Origin of the sequence: Wolbachia endosymbiont of Drosophila willistoni (assembly GCF_040084705.1) — a bacterium.
Taxonomy (GTDB): domain Bacteria; phylum Pseudomonadota; class Alphaproteobacteria; order Rickettsiales; family Anaplasmataceae; genus Wolbachia; species Wolbachia pipientis.
Window position 1 is genome coordinate 70,652 of the sequence record NZ_CP157591.1, and the last position, 23,788, is coordinate 94,439.

Genomic DNA, 23,788 nt, shown 5'->3' on the forward strand with positions numbered 1-23,788 from the left:
TCCTCGATTATTTTCTAATGCCTAACTTCTCTATTAATTCCTGATAGGCTTCATTACCAAATTTACGCTTTATATAATTTAAGTGCTTGCGTCTTCTACCTATCAATATAAGTAAACCACGCTTAGAGTGATGGTCATGCTTGTGCACTTTAAAATGCTCAGTTAAGTTACTGATCCTCTCGGTCAAAATTGCACATTGTACAAAAGATGAGCCTGTATCATCTTCTTTAATTGCATATATATTTATCAAACTCTTTTTCTTTTCGGATGTTATCGACATCTAAACCTCATTTTAAATATTAAAAACACGAATAGGTTTCACACAACCATAAATAAAACTGCAGATTGCAATAGGTACACTACCCACCACCGTACAACAAATATCATGATTCTTTAAATTACGCAAGTTATTTAATACAACTTCCTGACCTTTTCTGATTTTCCCCGCATCTTCTAGGGAAATTTCAACTTTGAACATCGATTTTAAAGCCGATTCAATGGGGATGACGAAACTTTTTGTATTACTCCCTGTCACTCCATCATCTTCTGTCATTCCAGTGCTCCCTTTCTTGTCATCCAAGTAGCTGACACTGGGATGGCTTTGTTGCATCACACTTTATGAGATGGTGATTTATGGTAAATTCATGTAACTATCTCAAATTTAGCCATACCAATATCAGTGAACTTATTGAGCAAATAGCATTTAACAAGTAGTTCCTTCTCTCTATTTGTCTCAGATTTATTCCTAAAACTAAACCCGAATGTTTGTTTCAGTCGCGAGAAAAAACTTTCTATATAAGATCTTTTTCCATAACTCATCTCTTTTTTCCACTTCTTTATACCATCTTCATCATATGACTTTATGAGCTTGACTGCAGAATTTCTCTCAGCCATATAGTCTAACTTTGGATGCTCTGCTGCGTTGTTTTTCGGAGGAATTTTCGTTTTTATACCATATTGATTACACAGCTTATAGAGCTTTTCTCTGTCATATGCCCTATCTGCATATAGTACTTTTATGACATACTGAAAATCGACTTCTTTTAGCAAATCACAAGCTCCATAGGGATCAGCCGTTACTGTATTTTACAGCTATGGCTTTTTTGTTGTTTATATTCAACATTACGTGCAATTTTCTCGTTTGCTCATAGCCACGATATTTTCTGTCAGTGCTATTTTCCTTGCTGTGTGTTGTTGTATATACTAATTCCTGCACTGTCTATAGCAATTTCGATATCTTCCATATTATTTTCTGCAATCATTTATCTTAATATTAAGTTTCTTTTGATGCTTGTGAATAGCTGCAAATCTCTTCCTATTTGTTGCAAATACCCTTTTATAAACCCGACTGTTTGTCTTAAACCAATTCTAAAGAAACTGACGATTATATGCACCAAAATCACAACTTTATCACTATAAATATAGTTGCCGCCCTGCATTTTTGGACAATTCTCGTACCAATTTTCTATGGCGTCATTGATATAACAAAAAATGCTTCCTCTTTCTTGGAGAAATTTGTTATATTCATGGCAGTTACTGACTCTCATTTTTTGTGGCATATTTTTTCTTCAACAGTTAAATGGCTATTTATAATGAATTTTGTCAGTAACTGCCAGTTCTTTTCACTTGAGCGATGCAACAAAGCCCACTGGGATCCAGTTTCACCTTGTGATGGTGTCATGAAAGTAGCTGACACTGGTTTCCATCCAAGACGGTGTCATTCCTTACTATTACCCACAAATATAAATGGACTAAAAAGTAAAATATTACAATATTAAAGTTTGCAAATATTGAGGGTGTAAAATGGCAAGTAAAAGTAGTGAATGGGCTAAAAATGAATTTGGAGATAAAAGGTTAACTGAGCGATTAGTAAAGATTGCTGATATGTTTGACAAAATTACCTGAAAGTTAGATTAATCAAGCATGTGAAAGTTGGTCAGAAGCAAAAACAGCATAACGTTTTTTTCAAAATGAGAATGTAAAAGAAAGTGATATTTTAGCTACACATATTAATAAGACGGTTGAGAGAACAAAAGCTCACAAGAGGGTTCTTGTCATTCAAGATACCAGTTACATTGTATATAATAACCATAAAAAAACAAGCGGATTAGCAAATTTGTCCAGTTATGATACTGCAAAAGGTATTATAATGCATACAGCTCTTGCCGTTAGTATAGAAGGTTTGGTACTAGGGATACTAGATCAAAAAGTTTATTCAAGACCTGAAGAAACTGAGAACCTTAAAAAAAAGAGCGATCGCATTGAAGATAAAGAAAGCGTAAAGTGGTTGGAAACTTTAAGAAAAACAAATAATATTATTGATCCAACTCAAACTGAGACTATAACTGTATGCGATAGAGAAGCAGATATATATGACTTTTTTGAGCTTGCACATAATCTTAATTCGGCAGTGCTAGTTAGAGCATGCAGAGATAGAGCAGTAAATAGAAAATCTCGATATCCTGAAAAAGGTGAGCAGAAGTTATGGGCATTTATTAAATCCTCTCATTGTGCAGGTACGGTAGAAGTTGAAGTTCCTGTAAAAGATAATAAGCCAAAAAGAACAGCACGTTTGGAAGTTAGATTTGGAAAGTTTATGATGAATCCATCTAAGAATAATATTAGGCATAAGACGGAAGAACTACCTAAATTACCACTTTATGCAGTTTATGTTGTTGAGAAAACTCCCCTTCCCTTAAAAAAAACCGCTAGAATGGATGCTATTAACGAATCTTTCAGTTAATACTTTCGATGAAGCTGTTGAAAAAATTAGTTGGTATCAACTATGTTTTTTAAAAATTTTTTTATTTGTGTAATTTTGCAAATTATATGGGCAATAAAAACCCGTTTGTCATAGAAATAGAATTTTATATCAAACAGCTACCACAGCAATTTCTGCTTAAGCTAATGAATATGTGCTTTAAGTCTGTGTGGACGCACATATTCATTAGCCAATTTCAGTTACCGCTGTGAAGATTTTTAAGTATGCAAATTAATTGCTTCTTTAAGTCTTGTATTAGCAATTACTATAATTTTACGCATTAGGGCTGTTATAGCCACCATCTTCTTCTTACCACTTTCAACAAGCTTAGAATAAAAGGCGCCAAGTATAGATTTTGACCTTGTAGCAGCCATAGCGGCTGTAAAGAGCTTTGAACGAACGTTACTTCTACCACCTGTAATCCTTCGGTAACCAACAGCTTTACCACTTTCTTTTGGATGCGGTGCAACTCCGGCAAGACTTGCTACTTCTTTTCTATTTAAGTAACCAAGCTCTGGCATTAAACACAAAAAATCTTGTGATAACTTTTCCAGGAACTGTTTTAAGAATTTTTTGGCGTTGTTGTAATTCGCGGCTTTCATCAATAATCTTTTGTATAGTATCATTGAGTTCGTTTATTTGACTATCGAAAAACTCAATGGTCTTTTGACAGCTTTCTTTTATATGATCATTTTCCGGTGCTTCAAGTCTGCATTTTTCTTGAGTTCTCATTTGCGTAATATCATCACGACGTTGACAAAGTGCAGCCAAAGTTGATTGTTCTGTAGAGGTAGGTACAAATAGAGAGATAGTTCTATGGCGTTCAAATCCATATTGAGCAAGAGCTCTTGCATCTAGACTTTGCTAAAGTTCCGTGAGATAAAATAAAGCTTTTTACTTTACGAGTATTAGCTCGATGCACGGCAATATTTTTGTCGGTAAGAAAATGTGATAAGCCAAGCTCATATTTCCCTGTATTTTCTAAAGTCACTAAAGCATTAGGTAGAATATCTGAAAACTCTTGAAATAATTGTTGCCAACCAGAAGCATTATTATCAAATTCGACAGCATTCTTCTGTTTGTGAATTGCAACGATATTTTTAAATTTTCCGATGTCAATGCCAATAAAATTTTGATAAGATGTAACCATAATAAATCTCGATAGTTTTAGTTAATTTAAGATTGTAAACGGGTGCATATATATGTCCCAAGCAACTATTCAAACGTATCGAGAGATAGGGCTAGCGTACCTTGATACCAACGGTTGTAATACCAATTTCCTTTCGGTCGCGCACGCCCGCTATTCCTAGTGAGCAGGGTTATCTTTCTCTCTTATCTCTTTTATATCACGTTTTTAACTTACAATTGCCTTAGATGGAAAATAGAGATATTACATAAAATTTTAAATCCGGTCTCAAAGTTGAAGAATGTAGGCTTGGAATAGCAGAAAGACTAATGAGATATCTAACAGTTATGAGTATTATTGCTTGGAGGATCTTCTTTATTACATCAATTGCAAGAGCTAACCCAACATTACCATGTACTACCTTATTAGCTGAAGAAGAATGGAAAGTTTTATACGTTAAAATACACAGAAAACCATGTCCAAGTGTAGTTCCCAACATAAAAGAAGCTGTTTCATGAACTTGGAGGCCATTTAGCAAGAAAAAATGACCCAAAACCAGGACCAATTACTCTTTGGAAAGGATATAAACGTCTCTTTGATTTAGCAGAAGGATGGCGACTTGCTCACGAACTTTATATTTGTGGGTAATAGTAAGTTGTTAGGGGGATCTGGAGATACCGCGGCGGTATGACGTAGGGAAATCTTACTTATTATAGCTATAGTTCTACATGAATTACAAAAGTAATATTTACTAGATCTTAATATTTTAGATCTATATTTTAATAAATAATGAGCTGTAATTAGTATGAATAATCCATTTAAAAGTGAGAACTATAAAAAAAATCTCGATTCTCTGATCAAAGCTGTAAAGCTAGGAAATGCAGAGAAACAATATAACAAAACGTTAAGGGATTTATCTCATGCATTAGAAGGTTTTACAGGTGAGGCAAAAGGTATAGCTGAGTTTGTTATATATACTGACTTGAACAATTATGTAGAACAGCCATTAGGTCTTTTTAAAACATTAATGAATAGAATTTTGGGAAAAAATTTTCCAACCAAGAACAGTAGTATAAGTAATTTTGTAAATGATGAGTTGTCAAGTTTCACTTTAGAAACAGCAGCTAAGTATACAAGAATTTTAAAAAAAATTGATCTCTTGGAACAATTAGAAAAAGATTTCAGAAAAAATAATATTTTAAAAGATTCTTTAAATTTAGAACAAAGTGAAAAGAGTCAAGGAAAAGATAGATCACACGAAGTGAGTTTGGAAGGTAGAAAGCAAAAGGAAGGTACTTTTGAGCTGCGAAAAGAAGAACAGCCGAAAGAAAAATTAGGTGGTAATCGCATGAGGCAAATAAAGCGACCAACAACAGCACCTCCGGCTGCTCCAGATTCGAGGAAGGTACGCTTTAAATCAGAAATATCCTCAGATGGAGAAAGCAAGGCAAAGTCTACATCTTCTTTACTAAAAGGAGCTAATAGTTTTAGTATGCCTGATGCTAAGGAAAATCCTTCTGAGGATTCAGGCTATGAAAGTTCATTAGATCAGGGGTCTGAATATGAAGACATATCAAATTATCAAGAGAAAAAGCAAAAGGAAAATCCTTTATATGAGCAGAGAGAAGATTCAGGCTATGGAAGTTCATTAAATGAAGAGTCTGTATACAAAGAGATATCAAATTATCAAGAGAAGAAGAGTAAAATTTTAATAGAAAATTCGCAGAGTTCAAAATCGCCCAAAGAAGAGCCAATTTATGCAACAGTTCCTAAAGAACATATAGAAGCAAAAAGAGAACGTAAGCAGAAACAACAACCTCAATCCCTCGTACCACCAAAACCACCGCAAGTGCCAAAAAAAATGTTTACTACTGGTCAAGAAGTTAGACAAGAATCGAAAGTGGTAATCAAAGATAAACCTGCAGTACCGCCAAAGCCTAAAAATCTAAGCCGTGCTAATCAAAAAGTAAGCACAGAGCCAAAAGTAGTAGGAGTAATTCTTAAAAAATCAGCTGAAAGAGTACCACTAAAATCTGAAAATCAAGACAATAGGAAATCAGCACAAAAAGCTGCTGGTAAGGCGATACCAAAAGTAGCAGCAGCTACTATGAAAGGAGGAGCTAATCGCGAGATGGGCAGTAAAGTAAAGGCATTAAAAGAAAAATTTGAGCAAAATCAAGCAAAAGGAAATGCTAATGTACAGCTTGCTGAAAGCAAAACCACTCCAGCAGCACAAGCGGATATCGGTGTGAAGAAAAAACAATCTCATTCATTTCTAACAGAGAATAAAAGATCTGCAACGAAACACGTAACAGCAAAATCTGATCCAAAATCTCATGTCAGCAAAAATTCCCTTCTCACGCATGCAAATGTAAAGGAAATGGTTGCACAAATTGAGAAAGGAAAAGGAGGAAGATAGTAACATTTGGGAAAAAAACATATGTGTCCAGTCAAGAGATTGTGAGCAAATTTAGGAAATTATAGCTAAACTGATTTAGATTTACCGACAATTTGAAAAACCGTCATTCCGCTAACTATAGTATTTTCAAAAGCGAATGATAAAGGTATAATATGTTTTTTTAAAGTAGGGAAAGCGATGGTATATAGTGTAGATTTAAGGGAAAAAGCAGTGTCTTTGGTAGAAAAAGGAAAGTCAAAGGTTGAAGTTGCAGAGGTTTTTGAGATAGGGATAGCAACACTATATAGATGGCTAAAAAAGAAAGCTACTGGCCAAGGTCTCAAAGCGGTAAAAAGTACTGGTTTTATTCGAAAAATAGATCCAGAAATACTCAAAGAATATGTCAAAAAACACCCAGATCACACACTAGCAGAAATGAAACAAAACCTTGGCTTTGGGATAAGTGCAATTTGGTATAGATTAAGACAGCTAAAAATAACCTTTAAAAAAAGTCACATTCTATCAAGAGCGCAATCAAGAAGATAGGCAGCAATTTATCGATAAAGTCTCAAAAATAGACCACTGTAGCATTTTATATATAGATGAAGCAGGAGTTGATAATAGACTATACCGAGAATATGCACGAGCTCCAAGAGGAGAAAAAATATATGCTGATGTTCCAGGAAAAAAGCGGGAAAGAGTGAGTATAATAGGTGGATGAGAAGTTTATTGCACCAATGACCTTCACAGGAGGGTGTAATAAAGATATATTTAATGTATGGTTAGAGCGAAGATTACTTCCACAATTACAGCGTGATACAACCATAGTTATGGATAATGCTACATTCCATAAAACTCCCAAAACAAAGTCATTAATAGAGTCTTTTGGCTGTCATTTGCTTTATCTTCCAACATATTCACCTGATCTAAATCCGATAGAGCATTGTTGGCACACCATCAAAAGTTGCCTCAGACCTCTAATGCATCAATGTACAGACTTACACCTTTTAGTTGGTAATACCATTTTAGACGTTTATCATTCGTTTTAGAAAATACTATAGTTGAAATAGCGCAGTTACTCACCCCATAAATTTGGTGCTCTCTTTCAATCAAAGGTGTCTTGCTGCTTGAAATGTTTTCTTTGTAAAAATTTGGCTTATCTTTATATCATCTCATTCAAACAGCATTAACATAACTTATGCCTTTTTTGGATGTAGAAATTTTCTAGGAATTGTCTTTTTGAATTCTATGGTATTTTGTTTAACATTGAAACAAGAGGCCAGTGTCACGCACTGGCATGACACCCATTTGTTCCTATAGTTGTCTTTTCTCGTCTACCTTATTTTGCCACTCTGCTGAACAGATACATAAAGAAAGTGGAAAATTGGACATTCTCAACTCGGCTCCTGCAGATTAAAAATTAAGTTGAATAAAAATTGGATTTGACGCAGTTTTTTCCCATAGTTTAAGAAATTAAAAGTTTAACGATTAGAATTATAATTACAAACCACAATAAAAAATAGACTTTTCCATTTGATTTATTTTTAATTTGGATGTTTTCTAATTTTTTATCAGCTATTAGGTTTAATTTTTCTATAAGGCTAAATATCCCTTGGATTGTTTTTACAGGATAAGAACTTCTAATTTTTTCCCTATACCCTATTTTATTTTCATGTTGACTGCTTATCCACGCTTCAACTACTTTCCACATATTGATTTCTGAGTAGATCTTTCTACATGTCCCTTCCAGTAAAATCATAGTTTTCTGCAGCAATAACAATTGTGTTTGAACTTTCATATCAAAATCACCAGTTATTTTTAATAGCTGAGCAAGTAAACTAGCAAATGAAATCTTCTGTATAGGCTGCCCAATAATGGGTTCACCTATTGCCCTGCAAGCTGTGACAAAATTTCTATGCTGTGATGAAACATAACCAGCCCTAAAGTGCATTTTTGCAACGTGATCATAATCCCGATTTAAAAAGCCTTTGAGTATCTCTATAACGTAATAGCATGTCTCACGATCTATTCTACCCATGATTCCACAATCCAGGGCAATAATATTGTTATTACTATCAACCATTAGATTTCCAGGATGCATATCAGCATGAAAAAAACAATCCCTGTATACTTGATTGCAAAACGATTCTATAAGATTGATAGCTATTTGCTTACGATTATTCAGTTTTTCAACTTCGTATATTGACGTTGCTTCTATCCATTCTAATGTTAAAACCTTTTTCGAAGTTCTATTCCAATCTATTTCAGGTACGTAAAAACCTCTGTCATTTTTTGTGTTTTCCTTTAGTTCCGAAGAGTGAGCAGCTTCAAAACGTAGATCTAACTCTAATCGGCAAATTTCAGCAAAAGTTTTGACTAATTCAATTGGCCTCAGCCTTTTTGATTGTTCGCTAAATTTTTCTGCAATTTCTGCAAGCCAAGAAAGCATTTTTATATCCCTTGAGAATGTTTTCTCAATATTTGGCCTTAAAACCTTCACAGCAACTTCCTTACCCTCAGTTGTAACCGCTCTATGCACCTGAGAAATCGATGCTGCTGCAATTGGCTTTTCAGAAAAGCTTGAAAAAATGTCGCTCAATTTACAATTAAACTCACTTTCTATAGTTTTAACTGCTATTTTATGTGAAAATGATGGCAATCTATCACATATCAATAACAAGTTATTTGTTATATCCTCATTTAAAACATCAGTACGTGATGAGATAGACTGCCCAAACTTAATGAACACCGGACCTAATTTTTCAAGAGCACACTTTAGCTTGTGGCCTTGTATTTTATTTATTGATTTTTTTGATGGTGGAAGTAAATAAGGTAATATATTGTAACGCGTCAGCACCGTAGTTATGTGCAGAAGACGCAAAATATTTTGAATCATTTCGCTGCGTAACTGCTAAATATTTCATTTAGGGTTCTATTTTTCATAATCTCATCAGGCTTGCCTTGGCAATAGATAGTATTATTTATACAAATTATGTAATCTGAGGATGGTAGAGCAGAGTTAAGATCATGAGAAGTCATAAGAATCGATACCAATCGTTTTTTTGCTATTTTATTTATAATATCATAAAATTTAGCCCGCGCGTTAATATCCATTGCACTAACTGGTTCATCTAGAATGATCAAGTCAGGCTCTGCAATTAAACAACGTGCAAGCAGTAATAATTGTGTTTGCCCTGCAGAAATTTCTAACACTTGATTTTTCAAAATGTTACCGATACCAGCCAACTCTATCGTTTCTGTAATAATGGATTGATTTTTCTTTAGTCTTTTCAAGGAGCTATTTAAAAGAAAATATTCAACTGTTATTGGCATCAAATTACTAATACTAAAATTTTGCGGCATGTAGCTAATTTTTGTGTTCTCAGCTAACACAATATTTCCAGTATAATTTTTATTTATACCAGCAATTGCTTTCACTAAAGAGGTTTTACCTCCACCATTTGGACCAAGTATTGTAATTATGTCTCCTCTTTCCATGAACATATTGATATTGTCAAGGATTCTTTTACCATCATATGCGAGAGCAAGATTTTCTATTTTTAGAACACGATTATTGACATTATTCAATTTATTGACAAAATTTAACTTCTTCTCAACGTTTATATGAGACATTTACTGGCTTTTTTTCTATTACTTTCACTTACACTATACTATAATATTGCCTTTTCATCCAATTTAAAAGTTGTAGCTACAATCAAACCTATCCACTCACTTGTAGCTTCTGTTACAGAAGGGATTTTAGAACCGGAATTGCTTGGCTATGCAACATCTGCACATAATTATATATTAAAGCCATCTGATGCGAGTAATTTAGAATCAAGTGACGTTATATTTTATGTTGACGATAACTTAGAGACGTTTGTTCAAACTTTCGCCAAAAATAATAAAGAACTAGTGCAATTGTCAAAGGCAATCAACCTACTTCCTACTCGGCCACATTCATTTTCTAGAAAAATCACTCACATTCAAGATGAAAAAGATTTACACATGTGGCTGAGTCCCGAAAATGCAAAGAGCATGATACTTTCTATAAGTGCAACATTGTCTGACATAGATAAAGGAAATTCCCATCGATACAGTTCTAATGCAACAAAAGCTATAAAAAAAATAGACCAAGAAGTAAAAGAAATCATGAAAGAACTGAATGATTTTAAAAATCAAAAATACATCGTTACTCATGATGCTTATCAATATTTTGAAAAATATTTCGGTCTAAATCATCCAAGCGCTATTCTTTCCATAGAAGAGGATTCTTACATAGGTATGAAGAGTTTAATGAAGCTAAAAAAGATAATGAAGGAAGAAAACGTTAAATGTATATTTGCTCATTCACAGGAAGATAGCATAAAGCCTAACGCCCTTTCTAATGACGCAAAAATGGTAGTTCTTGATCCTATTGGATCAGACATAGAGCCTGGAAAAGATGCATATCTAGCTATAATCAATAGCATTGCACAAAATTTTAAGTCTTGTTTTGTTGAGTAATAAGTTCCCTTTTAGCTTACTGTTTTATTGTTCTACAAATCAAGAAGAAGTGAGTTTACAACAAATGGTGTCATTCCAGTCTGGAATCCAGCTTTTTCATAATCATCAAAACGTTGTATTTAACATAAAATGGCTGCTTTTATGCTTACTAACTTAATAAAATTCCTGGATCCCAGTGGGCTTTGTTGCATCACACTTTATGAGATGGTGATTTATGGTAAATTCATGTAACTATCTCAAATTTAGCCATACCAATATCAGTGAACTTATTGAGCAAATAGCATTTAACAAGTAGTTCCTTCTCTCTATTTGTCTCAGATTTATTCCTAAAACTAAACCCGAATGTTTGTTTCAGTCGCGAGAAAAAACTTTCTATATAAGATCTTTTTCCATAACTCATCTCTTTTTTCCACTTCTTTATACCATCTTCATCATATGACTTTATGAGCTTGACTGCAGAATTTCTCTCAGCCATATAGTCTAACTTTGGATGCTCTGCTGCGTTGTTTTTCGGAGGAATTTTCGTTTTTATACCATATTGATTACACAGCTTATAGAGCTTTTCTCTGTCATATGCCCTATCTGCATATAGTACTTTTATGACATACTGAAAATCGACTTCTTTTAGCAAATCACAAGCTCCATAGGGATCAGCCGTTACTGTATTTTACAGCTATGGCTTTTTTGTTGTTTATATTCAACATTACGTGCAATTTTCTCGTTTGCTCATAGCCACGATATTTTCTGTCAGTGCTATTTTCCTTGCTGTGTGTTGTTGTATATACTAATTCCTGCACTGTCTATAGCAATTTCGATATCTTCCATATTATTTTCTGCAATCATTTATCTTAATATTAAGTTTCTTTTGATGCTTGTGAATAGCTGCAAATCTCTTCCTATTTGTTGCAAATACCCTTTTATAAACCCGACTGTTTGTCTTAAACCAATTCTAAAGAAACTGACGATTATATGCACCAAAATCACAACTTTATCACTATAAATATAGTTGCCGCCCTGCATTTTTGGACAATTCTCGTACCAATTTTCTATGGCGTCATTGATATAACAAAAAATGCTTCCTCTTTCTTGGAGAAATTTGTTATATTCATGGCAGTTACTGACTCTCATTTTTTGTGGCATATTTTTTCTTCAACAGTTAAATGGCTATTTATAATGAATTTTGTCAGTAACTGCCAGTTCTTTTCACTTGAGCGATGCAACAAAGCCATCCCAGACTGGGATGACAAGAAGATGGTACTTGGATAAGAGGCATTGCCCTCCTGGTAGGCCCAAATTGCAATGTTCGTACAGTTGTGGATTTCTCATCCGCTAACAAGCAGCGGAATGACGAGGTCTTTCGATAGTAAATCTTACCTGTGTTAGCTATACCAAAAAATCAAAAGTCGTATTTATTCATTAATAAAATCTTTGTCTTCTCCTAAAAATTAGTTAAAATGTAGAATATTTTGTGTTATTAAGTTAGCACTTGACTTAACTTTAGTTGTTACTTAGACTGCTAAAGTGGAATTTTAATTTTTTTACGAGGACAATTATGCATTATAAAAAGTTTTTTTCAGCAGCCGCTTTAGCAACGTTGCTAAGTTTATCAAACTCTGCTTTTTCAGATCCTGTTGGTCCAATAAGTGATGAAGAAACTAGCTACTACGTTCGTTTGCAATACAACGGTGAATTTTTACCTCTTTTCACAAAAGTTGATGGTATTACCTATAAGAAAGACAAGAGTGATTACAGTCCATTAAAACCATCTTTTATAGCTGGTGGTGGTGCATTTGGTTACAAAATGGACGACATCAGGGTTGATGTTGAAGGAGTTTATTCATACCTAAACAAAAATGATGTTAAAGATGTAACATTTGACCCAGCAAATACTATTGCAGACAGTGTAACAGCAATTTCAGGATTAGTGAACGTGTATTACGATATAGCAATTGAAGATATGCCTATCACTCCATACATTGGTGTTGGTGTTGGTGCAACGTATATTAGCACTCCTTTGGAACCCGCTGTGAATGATCAAAAAAGTAAATTTGGTTTTGCTGGTCAAGTAAAAGCTGGTGTTAGTTATGATGTAACTCCAGAAGTCAAACTTTATGCTGGAGCTCGTTATTTCGGTTCTTATGGTGCTAATTTTGATGGAAAAAAAACAGATCCTAAAGATTCAACCAGACAGGTTACTGATGCAGGCGCATACAAAGTTCTTTACAGCACTGTTGGTGCAGAAGCTGGAGTAGCGTTTAATTTCTAGTCTATCTCAGTCTTGTTATCCCAGTGAGTTTTTTCTTGCCATCTAAGTGGCATGACACTGGGATCTAGAAAAAAGAAATGTGGATTCCAGTGTCAAGGCACTGGAATAACACTATTTGCTATGTGTTTAAGCTATAACGTTTACCATTGTACTGGTAGAATATCATCTAAGGTTACATAATGTTATCCAATTAGCTAACACTGCGGCCTACTGTCTCCAAGAAATTAGATGGGAAATTTGTACTTTTTTCAAATCAAAGCTTGAATTTTTGCTGGAAAATCAATATATTATATGCATGAAGTTTTGATTTAAGTTGTTATGTTGACCTCAATGGCAAACTTATGTGTCGATAGCAGAACCAATCTCATGCAATATATTGCTAGGGTGCAAAAATTTCCTATGCTGTCTCAAGAGGAAGAGGTACGATTAGCAAAAAATTGGAACCAATATAAGGATGTTTCTTCTGCTCATAAATTGATTACCAGCCATTTGAATTTGGTAGTGAAAATTGCAATGAAATTCAAAAATTATGGGCTATTGTTGATGGACCTGGTTATGGAAGGAAATATGGGTTTAATGCACGCAGTGAAAAAGTTTAATCCTGATTTAGGGTTTCGTTTTTCAACTTATGCAGTGTGGTGGATTGAAGCTTCAATAAAAGACTTTATATTGAAATCTTGGTCGTTTGTGAAAATAGGCACAACGCAAGCACAAAGAAGATTGTTTTTTAGTTTACGTAAAATAAAAAAAAGAATTTTACAGTATACAAACAGGGAAACTTTAAATAATGAAGAAATAAAAGCAATATCTAATGAGCTTTCTGTATCCGAAGGAGACGTTCTGCAGATGAATTACCGTATGGCTTGTAAGGATCAGTCGCTAAACGATTGCATAAAAATAGGTGATGACTCTAAAAGGGAGTTGCAAGATATGATCCCATGTAACTTGGTCAGTCAAGAAGTAACCTATCAGAATCATGAAGAAAAAGAATTAAAAGAAACAATTTTAAACAATGCACTAGCGAGTCTCAACGAAAGGGCAAGAGACATTTTTATCAGTAGATATTTGTCTGAAAACATTCAAACTCTGGATGAACTTAGTAAAAAATATTGTGTTTCAAGAGAAAGAATAAGGCAGTTGGCTGAGCAGGCGATGGCTAAGGTAAAACAATATATACAATCTGAAAGTTTGAAATTTGGTTTGCATGCGTAGTTTTTTTATATTTCTAATATTTTTTTCGATAGGCGCTTTTGCATCGGTTAGTGATGTACAATTGAAGGAAAAATATAAAGATTGGCTCGTGTATACTGCATTGGAAGATGGAGAGAAAGTATGTTATATTGTATCCTATCCTAAAAAAAAAAGCGAATATTATACAACCAATCGCAAGCCGTATGTAATGGTTAGTTATGTTGATAAAAAAGCAGATGAGGTAAGCGTTACCTCTGGTTTTCAGTATGATAAGGAGCCTGTAGCTCTCAATATCGACAAAAAAATTAAATATACACTGCCCATAATACAGGGAAGTTTTGCGTGGGCAGAGCATACAAAAATAGATCAAGATCTCATTCTAAAAATGAAGCAGGGATTATCAATGGTAGTTAATGGAAAAACAAAAACAGTGACCATTGATGATACTTATTCCCTACTTGGTTTTCAAAAAGCGTATCAAAAAATGCATGATTTATGCCATACAAAGTAAATTATTGTAACAGAATACCCAGCTATAGTATAAACTAGACTACTCTTTCAATGGAAATATAAATAGCACTTTACTTTATATGGGATGTGGATATCATTTAAAATATATTTTTGAGAGTTAGCAATGTCAGAGGTTGCAGGTGTAGATACAGAAATCAAAAAGCAAAATTCTGTGTGCGAGCAGATGCGTTTTAGCGTGAGCCGCACAAGTCTTTTAAATACATTATCCAGAGTAAGTGGAGTGGTTGAAAGGCGTAATGCAATAGATGTTTTGGCGTGTATAAATATCAAAGCACAACACGGCAGCATAAAATTAATGGCAACTGATCTTGACATTTCAATGTTTGCCTCACTTGCTGCAACCGTATTAACAGAAGGAGAAGTAAAAATTTCAGCGCATACTTTATATGACATAGTGAAGAAGTTACCCGCTGATTTGGATGTCAATTTTGAAGTAAACAACCAAGGAAAATTATTGATGTCTTGCGGAAATGCAAACTTTTCTTTACCGAATGTAGTTTCAAGCAGCTTTCCTGCTCTTGAAGAAGACAATTATAAACATGATTTTACTCTACTAAATACAGACCTGATAGACTTATTAACTAAAACAAAATTTGCTGTATCACTAGATGATACAAGGTATAATTTAAATGGAATATATCTACATACAGATGAGCAATTTCTGTACTGCGTTGCAACTGATGGCCATCGTTTATCATGTATAAAGAGGCCAAAGCCTGGGAACATCAATGGCGAATTTGGTGTGATCATTCCACGTAAAACTGTTATGGAGCTGTTAAAAATATTGGACGATTGTAATGAAATTAAAGTAAAACTCTCAGACAGAAAAATCAAGTTTACATGCGGTGAATATATTCTAATATCAAAATTAATAGATGGAACTTTTCCAAATTATAAAGCAGTTATTCCAGCATCTCAAGATAAGCATATGATTATTGAAAGTAAAAAACTTTCAGACGTTATAGATCGAGTTTCCGTTGTTGTATCTGATAAAGTAAAATCTATTAAATTCTCACTACAAGAAAAGCTGCTAACTCTGCATTCAAACTCCCAAGAGTGCAGTGATGCAACTGAATCCATAGAAGTGGACTACAATGAAGCCCCTATAGAAATAGGGTTCAACTCGCGTTATTTACTTGATGTTCTATCCTGCATAAAAAATAAATGTAAGTTTAGCTTAGCCGATGGTAATAGTGCTACAATTATCACTGATGAAGACGATTCAAGTGCATTATATGTAGTAATGCCAATGAGAACTTAAACTCGTCATCTCGCTGCTTGTTAGCGGAATCTGGAGATACCGTGGCGGTATGGCACTTATTTCACTAGCTTTTATTAAATTAGTAATCTATCTTTACCAAATATAAGCCAAAAGGTGGTGCAGTAACTCCAGCGGCACTTCTTTTGCATTGGTTTAATATATTTAGCATTTCTTGCGGATTGGTTCTATTTTTTCCAAATTCAACTAAAGTACCCACAATAATCCTCACTTGGTTATGTAAAAAGGAAATAGCAGATATTTTGATGTGTATATGATTCCCATTTTGTATTATATCGATATCATCAATTGTTCTTATCGGATTTGCGGCTTGACAATCTTTTGAACGGAAACTTGAAAGGTCATGTTTTCCAAGTAGATGTTTAGCAGCTTCACGCATAATATTTACATCAAGTGGGCTAAACACTTGCCATACATAACCCGTCTCCAGAGCGGCAGGAGCATAGCGATTAACTATTCTATATTCGTAATATCTTTTTTTTGCTGAAAACCGTGCGTGAAAAGCATCATCTACAACTTCTGCATTAAGCACGACTATAGGAATTGATTTTAAATGATAGTTTATTGCATTCCTTATTCTATAAAGCTCAAATTCCTTTTCCATATCAAAATGAGCAACTTGTCCTAAAGCATGAACTCCTGCATCAGTCCTGCCACCACAGTACAAAGTAACTTTCTCACCACTAAAATTAAATATAGCATTTTCTATCTTCTCCTGGATTGAGTTAGCAGAGTGTTGCTGTTTTTGCCAACCAGAGAAATTACTACCATTATATTCTACCGTTATTTTGTATCGCACTGCATTATATCAAGCTCTATCTAAAATAGTCATTTTCTATCTTAACATAATTTATGGTCAAGCCTACAGTGCTGCCACTCCCATAAAGTAGTTCGTCCAATCTTAAATCTTGCTGCCACTGCTTCTCTGCTTTCTCCTTCGTCTAGCGCCTCCATTGCTTTTTTTCTTAAATCATAACTATATGCTGCTGGCATTCAACCTCCTTATCATTATCTATCCTTATCACATCCGGACTTCTATGAAAAGAGCTATAAATCGTGAAAAAGAACTGCTCATTAAGTGCTGTTTGCTTAATAAATTTACTGACATTGGTATGGCTAAATTCGAAATGGCTACATGAATTTATCGTAAATTATTACCGTATAAGGTACGATGCGACAAAGCCATCCCAGTGTCAGCTACTCGGATGACACCGTCATAAAGGAACCAGTGTTAGCTACTTGGATGACAACCATTGTGCTTGAGGCAAAATTGACTATCACTTCTTTTTATAGAGCTTGCTCCAAACTTTGTTGTTAGTTAATACAAAAAACACTGTTAAAATTATAAAATACGCCACTACTTTTAATCCAAGTTTATGCCGGCGCTCTAATTCTGGCTCTGCTGCCCATTGTAAAAAATTTATCACATCATACGCCATATTTTCAACTGTGGCTTGCCTTGCACCATCATATTCCACCATTCCTTCAGAAAGTGGTGGCGCCATAGCTAATCTGCCTGTTGGAAAATACGAATTAAAATATAAATCATTTTCATCGTGTTCGCCGTTTTGATAGCCTGTTAACAATGAATAGACATAATTTGCACCATCATGCCTTGCTTTAATAATTAATGATAAGTCTGGTGGGACTGCACCATTGTTGCTTGCTGCAGCTGCTTCTTTTGTATCAAAAGGCGCAATAAAATAATCCGAAGGTACTCCAGGTCTGTCAAACATTTCACCCAAATCATTCGGACCATCTTTAACTTGATAAGAAGCTGCTATTTGTTTTACATCTTCTTCAGAAAAACCGACATCTTGCAAATTACGAAATGCTACCCTATTCATTGAATGACAAGCAGCACAGACTTCTTTATACACTTTATAGCCACGCTGAATTGACTCTCTATCGAAAGATCCGACAATTCCATCAAATTTCCAGTCTATTTTCTTATTTGGTGATGATTTAAATTCTTCTGCAGATATAAGACTAGATAGAAATAACATGCAGAAGATTGCAAATACATTAGATCCCATGCATAACCACTGTTTTAGTAAATTTCGAATTGATGTCATGCAAGTAGCTGACACTGGAATCCAGCTTATTTCATCACTGACATTATGGTTATCATGCACTCCTAGAATCTGTTGTCCATTGCATGATTTGTAAGTATTTTTATACCTGGATCCCAGTGTCAAGCACTGGGATGACAACGGAAGATAGTGGAATGACACTGTGTGTTGTATACAACGTTCATACAATTGTGTACATGATGCTGGAATCCATTTATTTTTTTTCTGGATCCCAGTGTCAAGCACTGGGATGACAGAAGAGAGCTCTGGGATGAAAGAGAATTTTGTAAGAGATCTGCTTTGAATTGACATCACCTCATCTCCGGCACAGAATCACTTAAGGTTTTTGGTGGTTCTTTTGGCTTTTCATACTTACTAAGCAGTGGTAAAACTATCACAAAGTATGCAAAGTAATAAAGAGTAGATAGCCTACTCATAGTGATGTAAGGCTCTTTTACCTCTTGTCCTCCAAGCCAGGCAAGAAGTACAAAATTTATTGCAAAAACCCAAAAAAATTTCTTAAACACCGGGCGATAAGCACCACTTTTAACTTTTGATTTATCAAGCCAAGGTAACAAAAACCACACTAAAATAGACGCAAACATGGTAAGCACACCAGTAAGTTTATCTGGAATTGAACGTAGCATTGCATAAAAAGGTAAAAAATACCACTCTGGCACTATATGTACCGGAGTGACCATAGAATCAGCTTCTATATAATTGTCTGGATGCCCAAGATAATTGGGAGCATAGAAAACAAATGCGAACAAAACTACAAAAAACAGACCAAAAGTTATGCAATCCTTGACTATATAATAAGGATAGAGAGGGATGGTATCCTTATCTGATTTTACCTCCACTCCACTTGGGTTACCAGAGCCAAACCTATGCAGAGCTATCACATGAAGCATAGCTAAAGCAATAATAACAAAAGGCAGAAGATAATGCAGAGCGAAAAAACGGTTAAGTGTTGGGTTATCCACTGAAAAACCACCCCATAACCATATAACTATTTTATTGCCAATTAAAGGTATAGCAGAAAATAAGTTGGTTATAACTGTTGCACCCCAGAAACTCATTTGTCCCCAAGGCAATACATATCCCATAAAGGCAGTTGCCATCATTGCAAAAAATATAAATATTCCAATAAACCACACCATCTCTCTCGGTCTTTTATAAGATCCGTAATATAATCCACGCATTATATGAACATAGACTACCATAAAGAAGAGCGATGCTCCAACAGCGTGAGTGTAGCGTATTAACCACCCGTAATTCACATCTCGCATTATGCGCTCTACACTATTAAACGCATAATCAACATGCGGAGTGTAGTGCATAGCAAGAAATATACCTGTTATTATTTGTAAAATCAGCGCTATACCAGCCAAAGAGCCAAAGTTCCAAGCATAATTTAAGTTTTTTGGCACTTGGTAAGAAGCAGTGTGTCTTAGAAAAGAAAATATAGGCAATCTATATTCTATCCATCCTAATATGCCTTTTTCTTCTTTTATTGTTTCTTTTTTGTTATCTTCCTGCATAACTTAAACCTTTCTGAACACATGTCCATTGCTACTTTTATCTTATTTTTTTATTGTAGCAACTTATCCTTTACGCACAAATAAAAACTTTAAAGCAATATTAATTACCTCTTCAGCAACCTGTCACGTGCTGCGTTTAATTTTTGTGCAAAATATTCCGAGCCTCCTTTATCTGGGTGAACTAATTTCATTAAATTTTGATATGCTTTATTGATTTCATTTTGGTTCGCTCCAGAATCTATTCCTAGCACTTTAAATGCTCCATCTCTGAACATGTTACTACTACCAGACTAGTATGATTTTGTCTTGTAAATTTATTCAACAACCCTATTCTAACTATATAATGAAAAATTATCTACAAAGTGTTTATGAAGATGGTATGAAAATCCAACTATCTAAAGTCAACAAATATTTATTAGTTTTACTGATTACTGTCTCAGCATTTCTCATATCTGGGCAAGTATCCAGTTCAAGCAATATCGAGAATGATTTTCAAGATTTACAAGAAAAATTACCATTATTGAAAGATCAGGATTTGTTATTTTTAGATCCAGCTTCAGCTTTAAATTATGGTGATAGGGCAGGTAAAAAAGTGTTAATGGTTATAGTTCACCATACTGAAACATCAACACTAAAAGGTACAAAAGATACGCTGAATGCTAGAGGATTGTCAGTTCATTTTATTGTCGATAAGGATGGCAGCATCACCTTAATGGTTCCATTAGAGAAAGAAGCATGGCATGCTGGTATTAGTTATGCAAGAGTTAAGGTAGATAGTAAGCTTGAAGAGTTACGGAAGCTTAACAACTATTCTGTAGGTATTGAAATTGTAAACACAGGACTTGAGCCTTTTCCGGAAGAGCAAATGAGATCTGTTAAAGAGCTGATTTTATACCTTATGGAGCGTTTTAAAATTAAAAGGGATATGATATTTAGTCATTCTGAAATAGGAACTATAGTGTATGATCCAGAGCTTGGCTATACAATGCGTAAACCAGATCCACACAAATTGTTTGATTGGGAGTTATTAGAGAAAAATGAAATTGGATTGCACATAAGTGACAGAATAAACCCTAAAGATGCTAAACACAAAATGGGCAAAACATTGTATAAAGCAGGTGATAGAAATGAAGGTATTTTGAAATTAAAACAAAGGCTGAACAGATTTTTCTATAAGATAGAACCTTGGAATGATAAGAAAGGTAATGTAATTTTTCCTGATAATAATGCTGATTACTCAGATGAGTTTGATGAGAATTTTGTATGGGTTATTTATCAGTTTTCAATACATAATTTACCAAGAGAAATTAGAAAAGATCTACCTCTTAAACTAGAACAAGCAGATATATTTCCTGAATTCTTTAGTGAATATAGTCATGGCATTTCTTCTAGTTATCTAACCTTTAGTGAAAAAATTAAATCGACTCTACAACCATGTTTAAGCAAAGTAGATTATGAGAATTTATTATCTTCTCTTGCACAATATGAGAATAACATTTCTCCTGATGCATCTACCACTTTAATGTACAAAATTAAGTTATACTATGATTCTTATTTAAGATATCGCATATGGTCTTCACTCTATAAACCATTTAAGCTTAATGTATTGGAAGAGTTAGAGATTTTAAAGAGTGGAGTGTTATCTTTAAAATCACTAGATAGCTCTAAAGCTGCAGAAGTTTCCAGTTTAATTGATAGCTTTAAAGTAGATATTTCTTTAGAATTTCAGGGTTTTGAAAAACAGTGGTTTCAGGAGTTTAAGAATGCTTGGAGACAAGAATTTATACCTTCCCTGGAAGAACAGATAACATGGACTGCACTACATGAAGCAATATTGGAGTATTTAGAAAAAGCAAAGGAAGAAATTCGTTAAACGAAAACTTTTTTTAAGATCACTTTTTTAACAATTTATCACGTGCCGCATTTAGCTTTTGCGCAAAATATTCCGAGCCTCCCTTATCTGGGTGAACTAATTTCATTAAATTTTGATATGCTTTATTGATTTCATTTTGACTTGCCTCAGGATTCAGCCCCAGTATCTTTAATGCTTCATCCTTGGACATGTTATCACCAGTGTAATTTTCAGTATAACTTCTACTGCTACTAAATTCGTTCAAAAACTTACTCAATATAGAGTTCATCATGAAACTCATATTATTTTTTTTTGTCAGGAAAAGAAAAAATATAACAACGCTAGGCAAGACAAATGTAATTACTATGAATACTAAAAAAAGAAAAAAGATGAATGACATGTATATTTTTTTATCATTTTATGATTAAATAGTAACAATTATAATTGTCATGGTAAATAACATGTTCATCCAGATTGAAGAAACACCAAACCCAAATACGCTAAAATTCCTTCCTGGATTTGAAATTTTAAACGAAGGAGAAACTGCTGATTTTTCAAATGCGAATGAGATAAAAAATTCTAAACTAGCAGCAAATCTTTTTCAAATAGAGCATGTGGTAAGAGTATTTTTCGGTCATGATTTTATTTCAGTAACAAAATTGGATGGAATTAATTGGGATATATTAAAAGTAGAAGTTTTAACTACAATCATGAATCACTTTACTTCTGGTGGAAAAGCACTAGATAAAGAAGAAGTGAATGATCCAGATGAAGAATTTTTTGATAAAAATGATATAGAAATTGTAAATAGAATAAAAGAATTGATGGAAAGTCATATCAAACCTGCAGTTGCTCAAGATGGTGGCGATATCAAATTTCGTGGCTATAAAGATGGAATAGTTTATGTTGAGTTGCAAGGAGCTTGCTCTGGATGCCCAAGTGCTGCAATTACTTTAAAGCAAGGAGTGCAAAATATGTTGAGCTACCACATACCAGAGATTGCAGGTATAGAGACCACACTATGACTAATCAAACGGTTAGAGGAACAAAAGATCTCCTGTTTGATGAATGGTACAAGTTTAAATACATAGAGCAAACAGCAAACAGAATCTCAAGTTTATACGGCTTTTTGCCCACCCAAACTCCAATATTTGAGTGCACGGAGGTTTTTACAAAAACCTTAGGTGATAGCTCAGACATCATCACTAAAGAGATGTATAGCTTCAATGATAAAGGGGGAAAGAGCATAACTTTACGTCCTGAGTTCACTGCAGCGATTGTCAGGCTACTCATTGAAAAAAAACTGCAAACACCGATAAAATTATTCTCAACAGGACCTGCATTTCGCTATGAAAGACCGCAAAAGGGAAGACAAAGGCAATTTCATCAGATAAATTTTGAGGTTTTTGGCATAGAAGATCCAAAAGCTGATATTGAATTGATATCACTCGCTCAGCACTTACTAACTGAATTTGGCATCAATAAAAATGTAAAGCTGGAAATCAACTCTTTAGGTGATGGTGAAACAATAACTAAATATAGAGAAGCTTTGATCTTATACTTTACAAAGTATCAAAATGATCTATCAGAAGATAGCAAAAATAGGTTGATCAAAAATCCACTCAGAATACTGGATTCCAAGGATGAGAAAGATAAATCAATAATTTCTGATGCGCCTAAAATCAGCAATTATTATACGAAAGAGTCCTCAGATTTCTTTGAACAAATACTAAATGGATTAACAATTCTTGATATACCTTATACCGTAAACAATAAACTAGTTCGAGGTTTGGATTATTATTGCCACACAGTGTTTGAGTTTGTTACAGAGGATTTAGGTGCACAAGGGGCAGTTTTTGCCGGTGGAAGATACGATAATTTAGTATCTTCAGTAGGTGGAAAACACACTCCAGCAATAGGATTTGCAGGGGGTATTGAGCGCATAATGGAGTTAATCAATTATTCTCCGAAAGAAGAGCGACCTATTTACCTAATTCCAATCAGTAGAGAGGCTGAAAAACATGCTTTAACACTTGCAAATGAATTGCGCAGAAATGGTTTATATGTAATCTATGAATATAGCGGAACGCTCAGAACCCGAATGAAAAAAGCAAATCAAGCAAATGCTAAAGCTGCTTTAATCTTTGGCGATGAAGAATTGAGTAGTAAAACTTTAAAGATTAAAAACATGGATACAGGTGAAGAAAAAATAATTGCTCGCGATAACACAATAGAAAATATCTATTAGGAGCAATGCAAATGTTT

General features: G+C 34.2%; 24 protein-coding genes and 6 pseudogenes. 15 read left to right on the forward strand and 15 right to left on the reverse strand.

Annotated features, from left to right (window positions below; all coding sequences use genetic code 11):
• Positions 1-7 precede the first annotated feature (7 nt).
• The 4 genes and pseudogenes from rpsO to ABL518_RS00435 all read right to left on the reverse strand — a co-directional run bounded on the left by rpsO (position 8) and on the right by ABL518_RS00435 (position 1,493).
• Entirely contained in the window at positions 8-280 is a 273-nt protein-coding gene (rpsO, locus tag ABL518_RS00420) for a 30S ribosomal protein S15 (protein ID WP_006279944.1), read from the reverse strand.
• Positions 281-292: 12 nt separating this feature from the next.
• The gene (locus tag ABL518_RS00425) at positions 293-610 is read right to left on the reverse strand and encodes a hypothetical protein (protein WP_251371766.1); all 318 of its coding nucleotides are present in this window, start codon (positions 608-610) and stop codon (positions 293-295) included.
• A 32-nt stretch (positions 611-642) separates the two neighbouring features.
• Positions 643-1,059: pseudogene (locus tag ABL518_RS00430) on the reverse strand (transposase); the annotation flags it as partial.
• 203 nt (positions 1,060-1,262) lie between these two features.
• Complete coding sequence (locus ABL518_RS00435) at positions 1,263-1,493, reverse strand: transposase (RefSeq protein WP_227738638.1); 231 nt, start codon at positions 1,491-1,493, stop codon at positions 1,263-1,265.
• Here ABL518_RS00435 and ABL518_RS00440 point away from each other — a divergent pair.
• Together ABL518_RS00440 and ABL518_RS00445 are read left to right on the forward strand one after the other, a co-directional pair.
• Positions 1,389-1,778, forward strand: coding sequence for a hypothetical protein (locus ABL518_RS00440; protein WP_179943772.1), 390 nt, complete (start codon positions 1,389-1,391; stop codon positions 1,776-1,778). The genes ABL518_RS00435 and ABL518_RS00440 overlap by 105 nt on opposite strands.
• Positions 1,779-1,803: 25 nt before the next feature.
• Positions 1,804-2,786: pseudogene (locus ABL518_RS00445) on the forward strand (IS4 family transposase); the annotation flags it as partial.
• A gap of 193 nt (positions 2,787-2,979) precedes the next feature.
• Here ABL518_RS00445 and ABL518_RS00450 read toward each other — a convergent pair.
• A pseudogene (locus ABL518_RS00450) lies at positions 2,980-3,911 on the reverse strand (IS110 family transposase).
• Positions 3,912-4,127: 216 nt separating this feature from the next.
• Here ABL518_RS00450 and ABL518_RS00455 point away from each other — a divergent pair.
• The 4 genes and pseudogenes from ABL518_RS00455 to ABL518_RS00470 form a co-directional block, all read left to right on the forward strand.
• Positions 4,128-4,535, forward strand: a pseudogene (locus ABL518_RS00455) (IS4 family transposase); the annotation flags it as partial.
• 157 nt (positions 4,536-4,692) lie between these two features.
• A complete protein-coding gene (locus ABL518_RS00460) occupies positions 4,693-6,306 on the forward strand; it encodes a hypothetical protein (protein WP_010962938.1) in 1,614 nt (537 codons plus the stop codon).
• Positions 6,307-6,483: 177 nt separating this feature from the next.
• Complete coding sequence (locus ABL518_RS00465) at positions 6,484-6,831, forward strand: IS630 transposase-related protein (protein ID WP_022626382.1); 348 nt, start codon at positions 6,484-6,486, stop codon at positions 6,829-6,831.
• A gap of 167 nt (positions 6,832-6,998) precedes the next feature.
• The gene (locus ABL518_RS00470) at positions 6,999-7,334 is read left to right on the forward strand and encodes a transposase (RefSeq protein WP_049973597.1); all 336 of its coding nucleotides are present in this window, start codon (positions 6,999-7,001) and stop codon (positions 7,332-7,334) included.
• Positions 7,335-7,750: 416 nt separating this feature from the next.
• Here ABL518_RS00470 and ubiB read toward each other — a convergent pair whose 3' ends face one another.
• Both ubiB and ABL518_RS00480 read right to left on the reverse strand, forming a co-directional pair.
• Positions 7,751-9,181, reverse strand: coding sequence for a 2-polyprenylphenol 6-hydroxylase (gene ubiB / locus ABL518_RS00475; RefSeq protein ID WP_095742792.1), 1,431 nt, complete (start codon positions 9,179-9,181; stop codon positions 7,751-7,753).
• Positions 9,178-9,918: a metal ABC transporter ATP-binding protein gene (locus tag ABL518_RS00480; protein WP_038199232.1), complete on the reverse strand. Its 741-nt coding sequence runs from the start codon at positions 9,916-9,918 to the stop codon at positions 9,178-9,180. Before ABL518_RS00480 ends, ubiB begins: the two co-directional genes overlap by 4 nt.
• Here ABL518_RS00480 and ABL518_RS00485 point away from each other — a divergent pair.
• Positions 9,910-10,791: a zinc ABC transporter substrate-binding protein gene (locus tag ABL518_RS00485; protein WP_010962934.1), complete on the forward strand. Its 882-nt coding sequence runs from the start codon at positions 9,910-9,912 to the stop codon at positions 10,789-10,791. The two genes, ABL518_RS00480 and ABL518_RS00485, sit on opposite strands and share 9 nt — an antisense overlap.
• Before the next feature lie 223 nt (positions 10,792-11,014).
• Here the strand turns inward: ABL518_RS00485 and ABL518_RS00490 are convergent.
• Positions 11,015-11,431 (reverse strand): annotated as a pseudogene (locus ABL518_RS00490) (transposase); the annotation flags it as partial.
• Between the two features lie 203 nt (positions 11,432-11,634).
• Positions 11,635-11,865: a transposase gene (locus tag ABL518_RS00495; RefSeq protein ID WP_227738638.1), complete on the reverse strand. Its 231-nt coding sequence runs from the start codon at positions 11,863-11,865 to the stop codon at positions 11,635-11,637.
• Here ABL518_RS00495 and ABL518_RS00500 point away from each other — a divergent pair.
• From ABL518_RS00500 to dnaN, 5 genes are all read left to right on the forward strand, one after another.
• On the forward strand, positions 11,761-12,057 hold the full coding sequence (locus ABL518_RS00500; RefSeq protein ID WP_251371803.1) for a hypothetical protein: 297 nt from the start codon (positions 11,761-11,763) through the stop codon (positions 12,055-12,057). The genes ABL518_RS00495 and ABL518_RS00500 overlap by 105 nt on opposite strands.
• Before the next feature lie 286 nt (positions 12,058-12,343).
• Complete coding sequence (locus ABL518_RS00505) at positions 12,344-13,057, forward strand: P44/Msp2 family outer membrane protein (RefSeq protein ID WP_095742793.1); 714 nt, start codon at positions 12,344-12,346, stop codon at positions 13,055-13,057.
• A 318-nt stretch (positions 13,058-13,375) separates the two neighbouring features.
• A complete protein-coding gene (locus tag ABL518_RS00510) occupies positions 13,376-14,269 on the forward strand; it encodes an RNA polymerase factor sigma-32 (RefSeq protein ID WP_010963019.1) in 894 nt (297 codons plus the stop codon).
• Positions 14,262-14,759, forward strand: coding sequence for an invasion associated locus B family protein (locus ABL518_RS00515; RefSeq protein WP_006279310.1), 498 nt, complete (start codon positions 14,262-14,264; stop codon positions 14,757-14,759). The genes ABL518_RS00510 and ABL518_RS00515 overlap by 8 nt, the downstream gene beginning before the upstream one ends.
• A gap of 123 nt (positions 14,760-14,882) precedes the next feature.
• Entirely contained in the window at positions 14,883-16,040 is a 1,158-nt protein-coding gene (gene dnaN, locus ABL518_RS00520; protein WP_095742794.1) for a DNA polymerase III subunit beta, read from the forward strand.
• 79 nt (positions 16,041-16,119) lie between these two features.
• Here dnaN and truA read toward each other — a convergent pair whose 3' ends face one another.
• From truA to ABL518_RS00545, 5 genes and pseudogenes are all read right to left on the reverse strand, one after another.
• Positions 16,120-16,857, reverse strand: a complete 738-nt coding sequence (gene truA / locus ABL518_RS00525; RefSeq protein ID WP_010963021.1) for a tRNA pseudouridine(38-40) synthase TruA — start codon at positions 16,855-16,857, stop codon at positions 16,120-16,122.
• 71 nt (positions 16,858-16,928) lie between these two features.
• Positions 16,929-17,051: pseudogene (locus ABL518_RS00530) on the reverse strand (IS630 transposase-related protein); the annotation flags it as partial.
• A gap of 284 nt (positions 17,052-17,335) precedes the next feature.
• Positions 17,336-18,094 carry a cytochrome c1 gene (locus ABL518_RS00535; RefSeq protein ID WP_010963022.1) on the reverse strand — a complete coding sequence of 253 codons (759 nt, stop codon included), beginning with the start codon at positions 18,092-18,094 and terminating at the stop codon, positions 17,336-17,338.
• A 347-nt stretch (positions 18,095-18,441) separates the two neighbouring features.
• A complete protein-coding gene (locus tag ABL518_RS00540; RefSeq protein WP_006280242.1) occupies positions 18,442-19,671 on the reverse strand; it encodes a cytochrome b in 1,230 nt (409 codons plus the stop codon).
• Positions 19,672-19,775: 104 nt separating this feature from the next.
• Positions 19,776-19,946, reverse strand: a complete 171-nt coding sequence (locus tag ABL518_RS00545) for a J domain-containing protein (protein WP_010082675.1) — start codon at positions 19,944-19,946, stop codon at positions 19,776-19,778.
• Between the two features lie 68 nt (positions 19,947-20,014).
• Here ABL518_RS00545 and ABL518_RS00550 point away from each other — a divergent pair, with 68 nt between their 5' ends.
• Positions 20,015-21,544, forward strand: coding sequence for an N-acetylmuramoyl-L-alanine amidase (locus ABL518_RS00550; RefSeq protein WP_251371767.1), 1,530 nt, complete (start codon positions 20,015-20,017; stop codon positions 21,542-21,544).
• A 19-nt stretch (positions 21,545-21,563) separates the two neighbouring features.
• Here ABL518_RS00550 and ABL518_RS00555 read toward each other — a convergent pair whose 3' ends face one another.
• The gene (locus ABL518_RS00555) at positions 21,564-21,815 is read right to left on the reverse strand and encodes a J domain-containing protein (protein ID WP_223823149.1); all 252 of its coding nucleotides are present in this window, start codon (positions 21,813-21,815) and stop codon (positions 21,564-21,566) included.
• 169 nt (positions 21,816-21,984) lie between these two features.
• Between ABL518_RS00555 and ABL518_RS00560 the strand changes: the two genes are divergently transcribed.
• Complete coding sequence (locus tag ABL518_RS00560; protein ID WP_022626407.1) at positions 21,985-22,548, forward strand: NifU family protein; 564 nt, start codon at positions 21,985-21,987, stop codon at positions 22,546-22,548.
• Positions 22,545-23,771 carry a histidine--tRNA ligase gene (hisS, locus tag ABL518_RS00565; protein WP_095742797.1) on the forward strand — a complete coding sequence of 409 codons (1,227 nt, stop codon included), beginning with the start codon at positions 22,545-22,547 and terminating at the stop codon, positions 23,769-23,771. Before ABL518_RS00560 ends, hisS begins: the two co-directional genes overlap by 4 nt.
• The last annotated feature ends 17 nt before the right edge of the window (positions 23,772-23,788 follow it).

Coding starts and splice junctions, on each gene's coding strand:
- rpsO (WP_006279944.1), bottom strand. CDS start 280: ATGTCGATAACATCCGAAAAGAAAAAGAGTTTGATAAATATATATGCA.
- ABL518_RS00425 (WP_251371766.1), bottom strand. CDS start 610: ATGCAACAAAGCCATCCCAGTGTCAGCTACTTGGATGACAAGAAAGGG.
- ABL518_RS00440 (WP_179943772.1), top strand. CDS start 1,389: ATGCACCAAAATCACAACTTTATCACTATAAATATAGTTGCCGCCCTG.
- ABL518_RS00460 (WP_010962938.1), top strand. CDS start 4,693: ATGAATAATCCATTTAAAAGTGAGAACTATAAAAAAAATCTCGATTCT.
- ABL518_RS00465 (WP_022626382.1), top strand. CDS start 6,484: ATGGTATATAGTGTAGATTTAAGGGAAAAAGCAGTGTCTTTGGTAGAA.
- ubiB (WP_095742792.1), bottom strand. CDS start 9,181: ATGATTCAAAATATTTTGCGTCTTCTGCACATAACTACGGTGCTGACG.
- ABL518_RS00485 (WP_010962934.1), top strand. CDS start 9,910: ATGAGACATTTACTGGCTTTTTTTCTATTACTTTCACTTACACTATAC.
- ABL518_RS00480 (WP_038199232.1), bottom strand. CDS start 9,918: ATGTCTCATATAAACGTTGAGAAGAAGTTAAATTTTGTCAATAAATTG.
- ABL518_RS00500 (WP_251371803.1), top strand. CDS start 11,761: ATGCACCAAAATCACAACTTTATCACTATAAATATAGTTGCCGCCCTG.
- ABL518_RS00505 (WP_095742793.1), top strand. CDS start 12,344: ATGCATTATAAAAAGTTTTTTTCAGCAGCCGCTTTAGCAACGTTGCTA.
- ABL518_RS00510 (WP_010963019.1), top strand. CDS start 13,376: ATGTTGACCTCAATGGCAAACTTATGTGTCGATAGCAGAACCAATCTC.
- ABL518_RS00515 (WP_006279310.1), top strand. CDS start 14,262: ATGCGTAGTTTTTTTATATTTCTAATATTTTTTTCGATAGGCGCTTTT.
- dnaN (WP_095742794.1), top strand. CDS start 14,883: ATGTCAGAGGTTGCAGGTGTAGATACAGAAATCAAAAAGCAAAATTCT.
- ABL518_RS00535 (WP_010963022.1), bottom strand. CDS start 18,094: ATGGGATCTAATGTATTTGCAATCTTCTGCATGTTATTTCTATCTAGT.
- ABL518_RS00540 (WP_006280242.1), bottom strand. CDS start 19,671: ATGCAGGAAGATAACAAAAAAGAAACAATAAAAGAAGAAAAAGGCATA.
- ABL518_RS00545 (WP_010082675.1), bottom strand. CDS start 19,946: ATGTTCAGAGATGGAGCATTTAAAGTGCTAGGAATAGATTCTGGAGCG.
- ABL518_RS00550 (WP_251371767.1), top strand. CDS start 20,015: ATGAAAAATTATCTACAAAGTGTTTATGAAGATGGTATGAAAATCCAA.
- ABL518_RS00555 (WP_223823149.1), bottom strand. CDS start 21,815: ATGATGAACTCTATATTGAGTAAGTTTTTGAACGAATTTAGTAGCAGT.
- ABL518_RS00560 (WP_022626407.1), top strand. CDS start 21,985: ATGTTCATCCAGATTGAAGAAACACCAAACCCAAATACGCTAAAATTC.
- hisS (WP_095742797.1), top strand. CDS start 22,545: ATGACTAATCAAACGGTTAGAGGAACAAAAGATCTCCTGTTTGATGAA.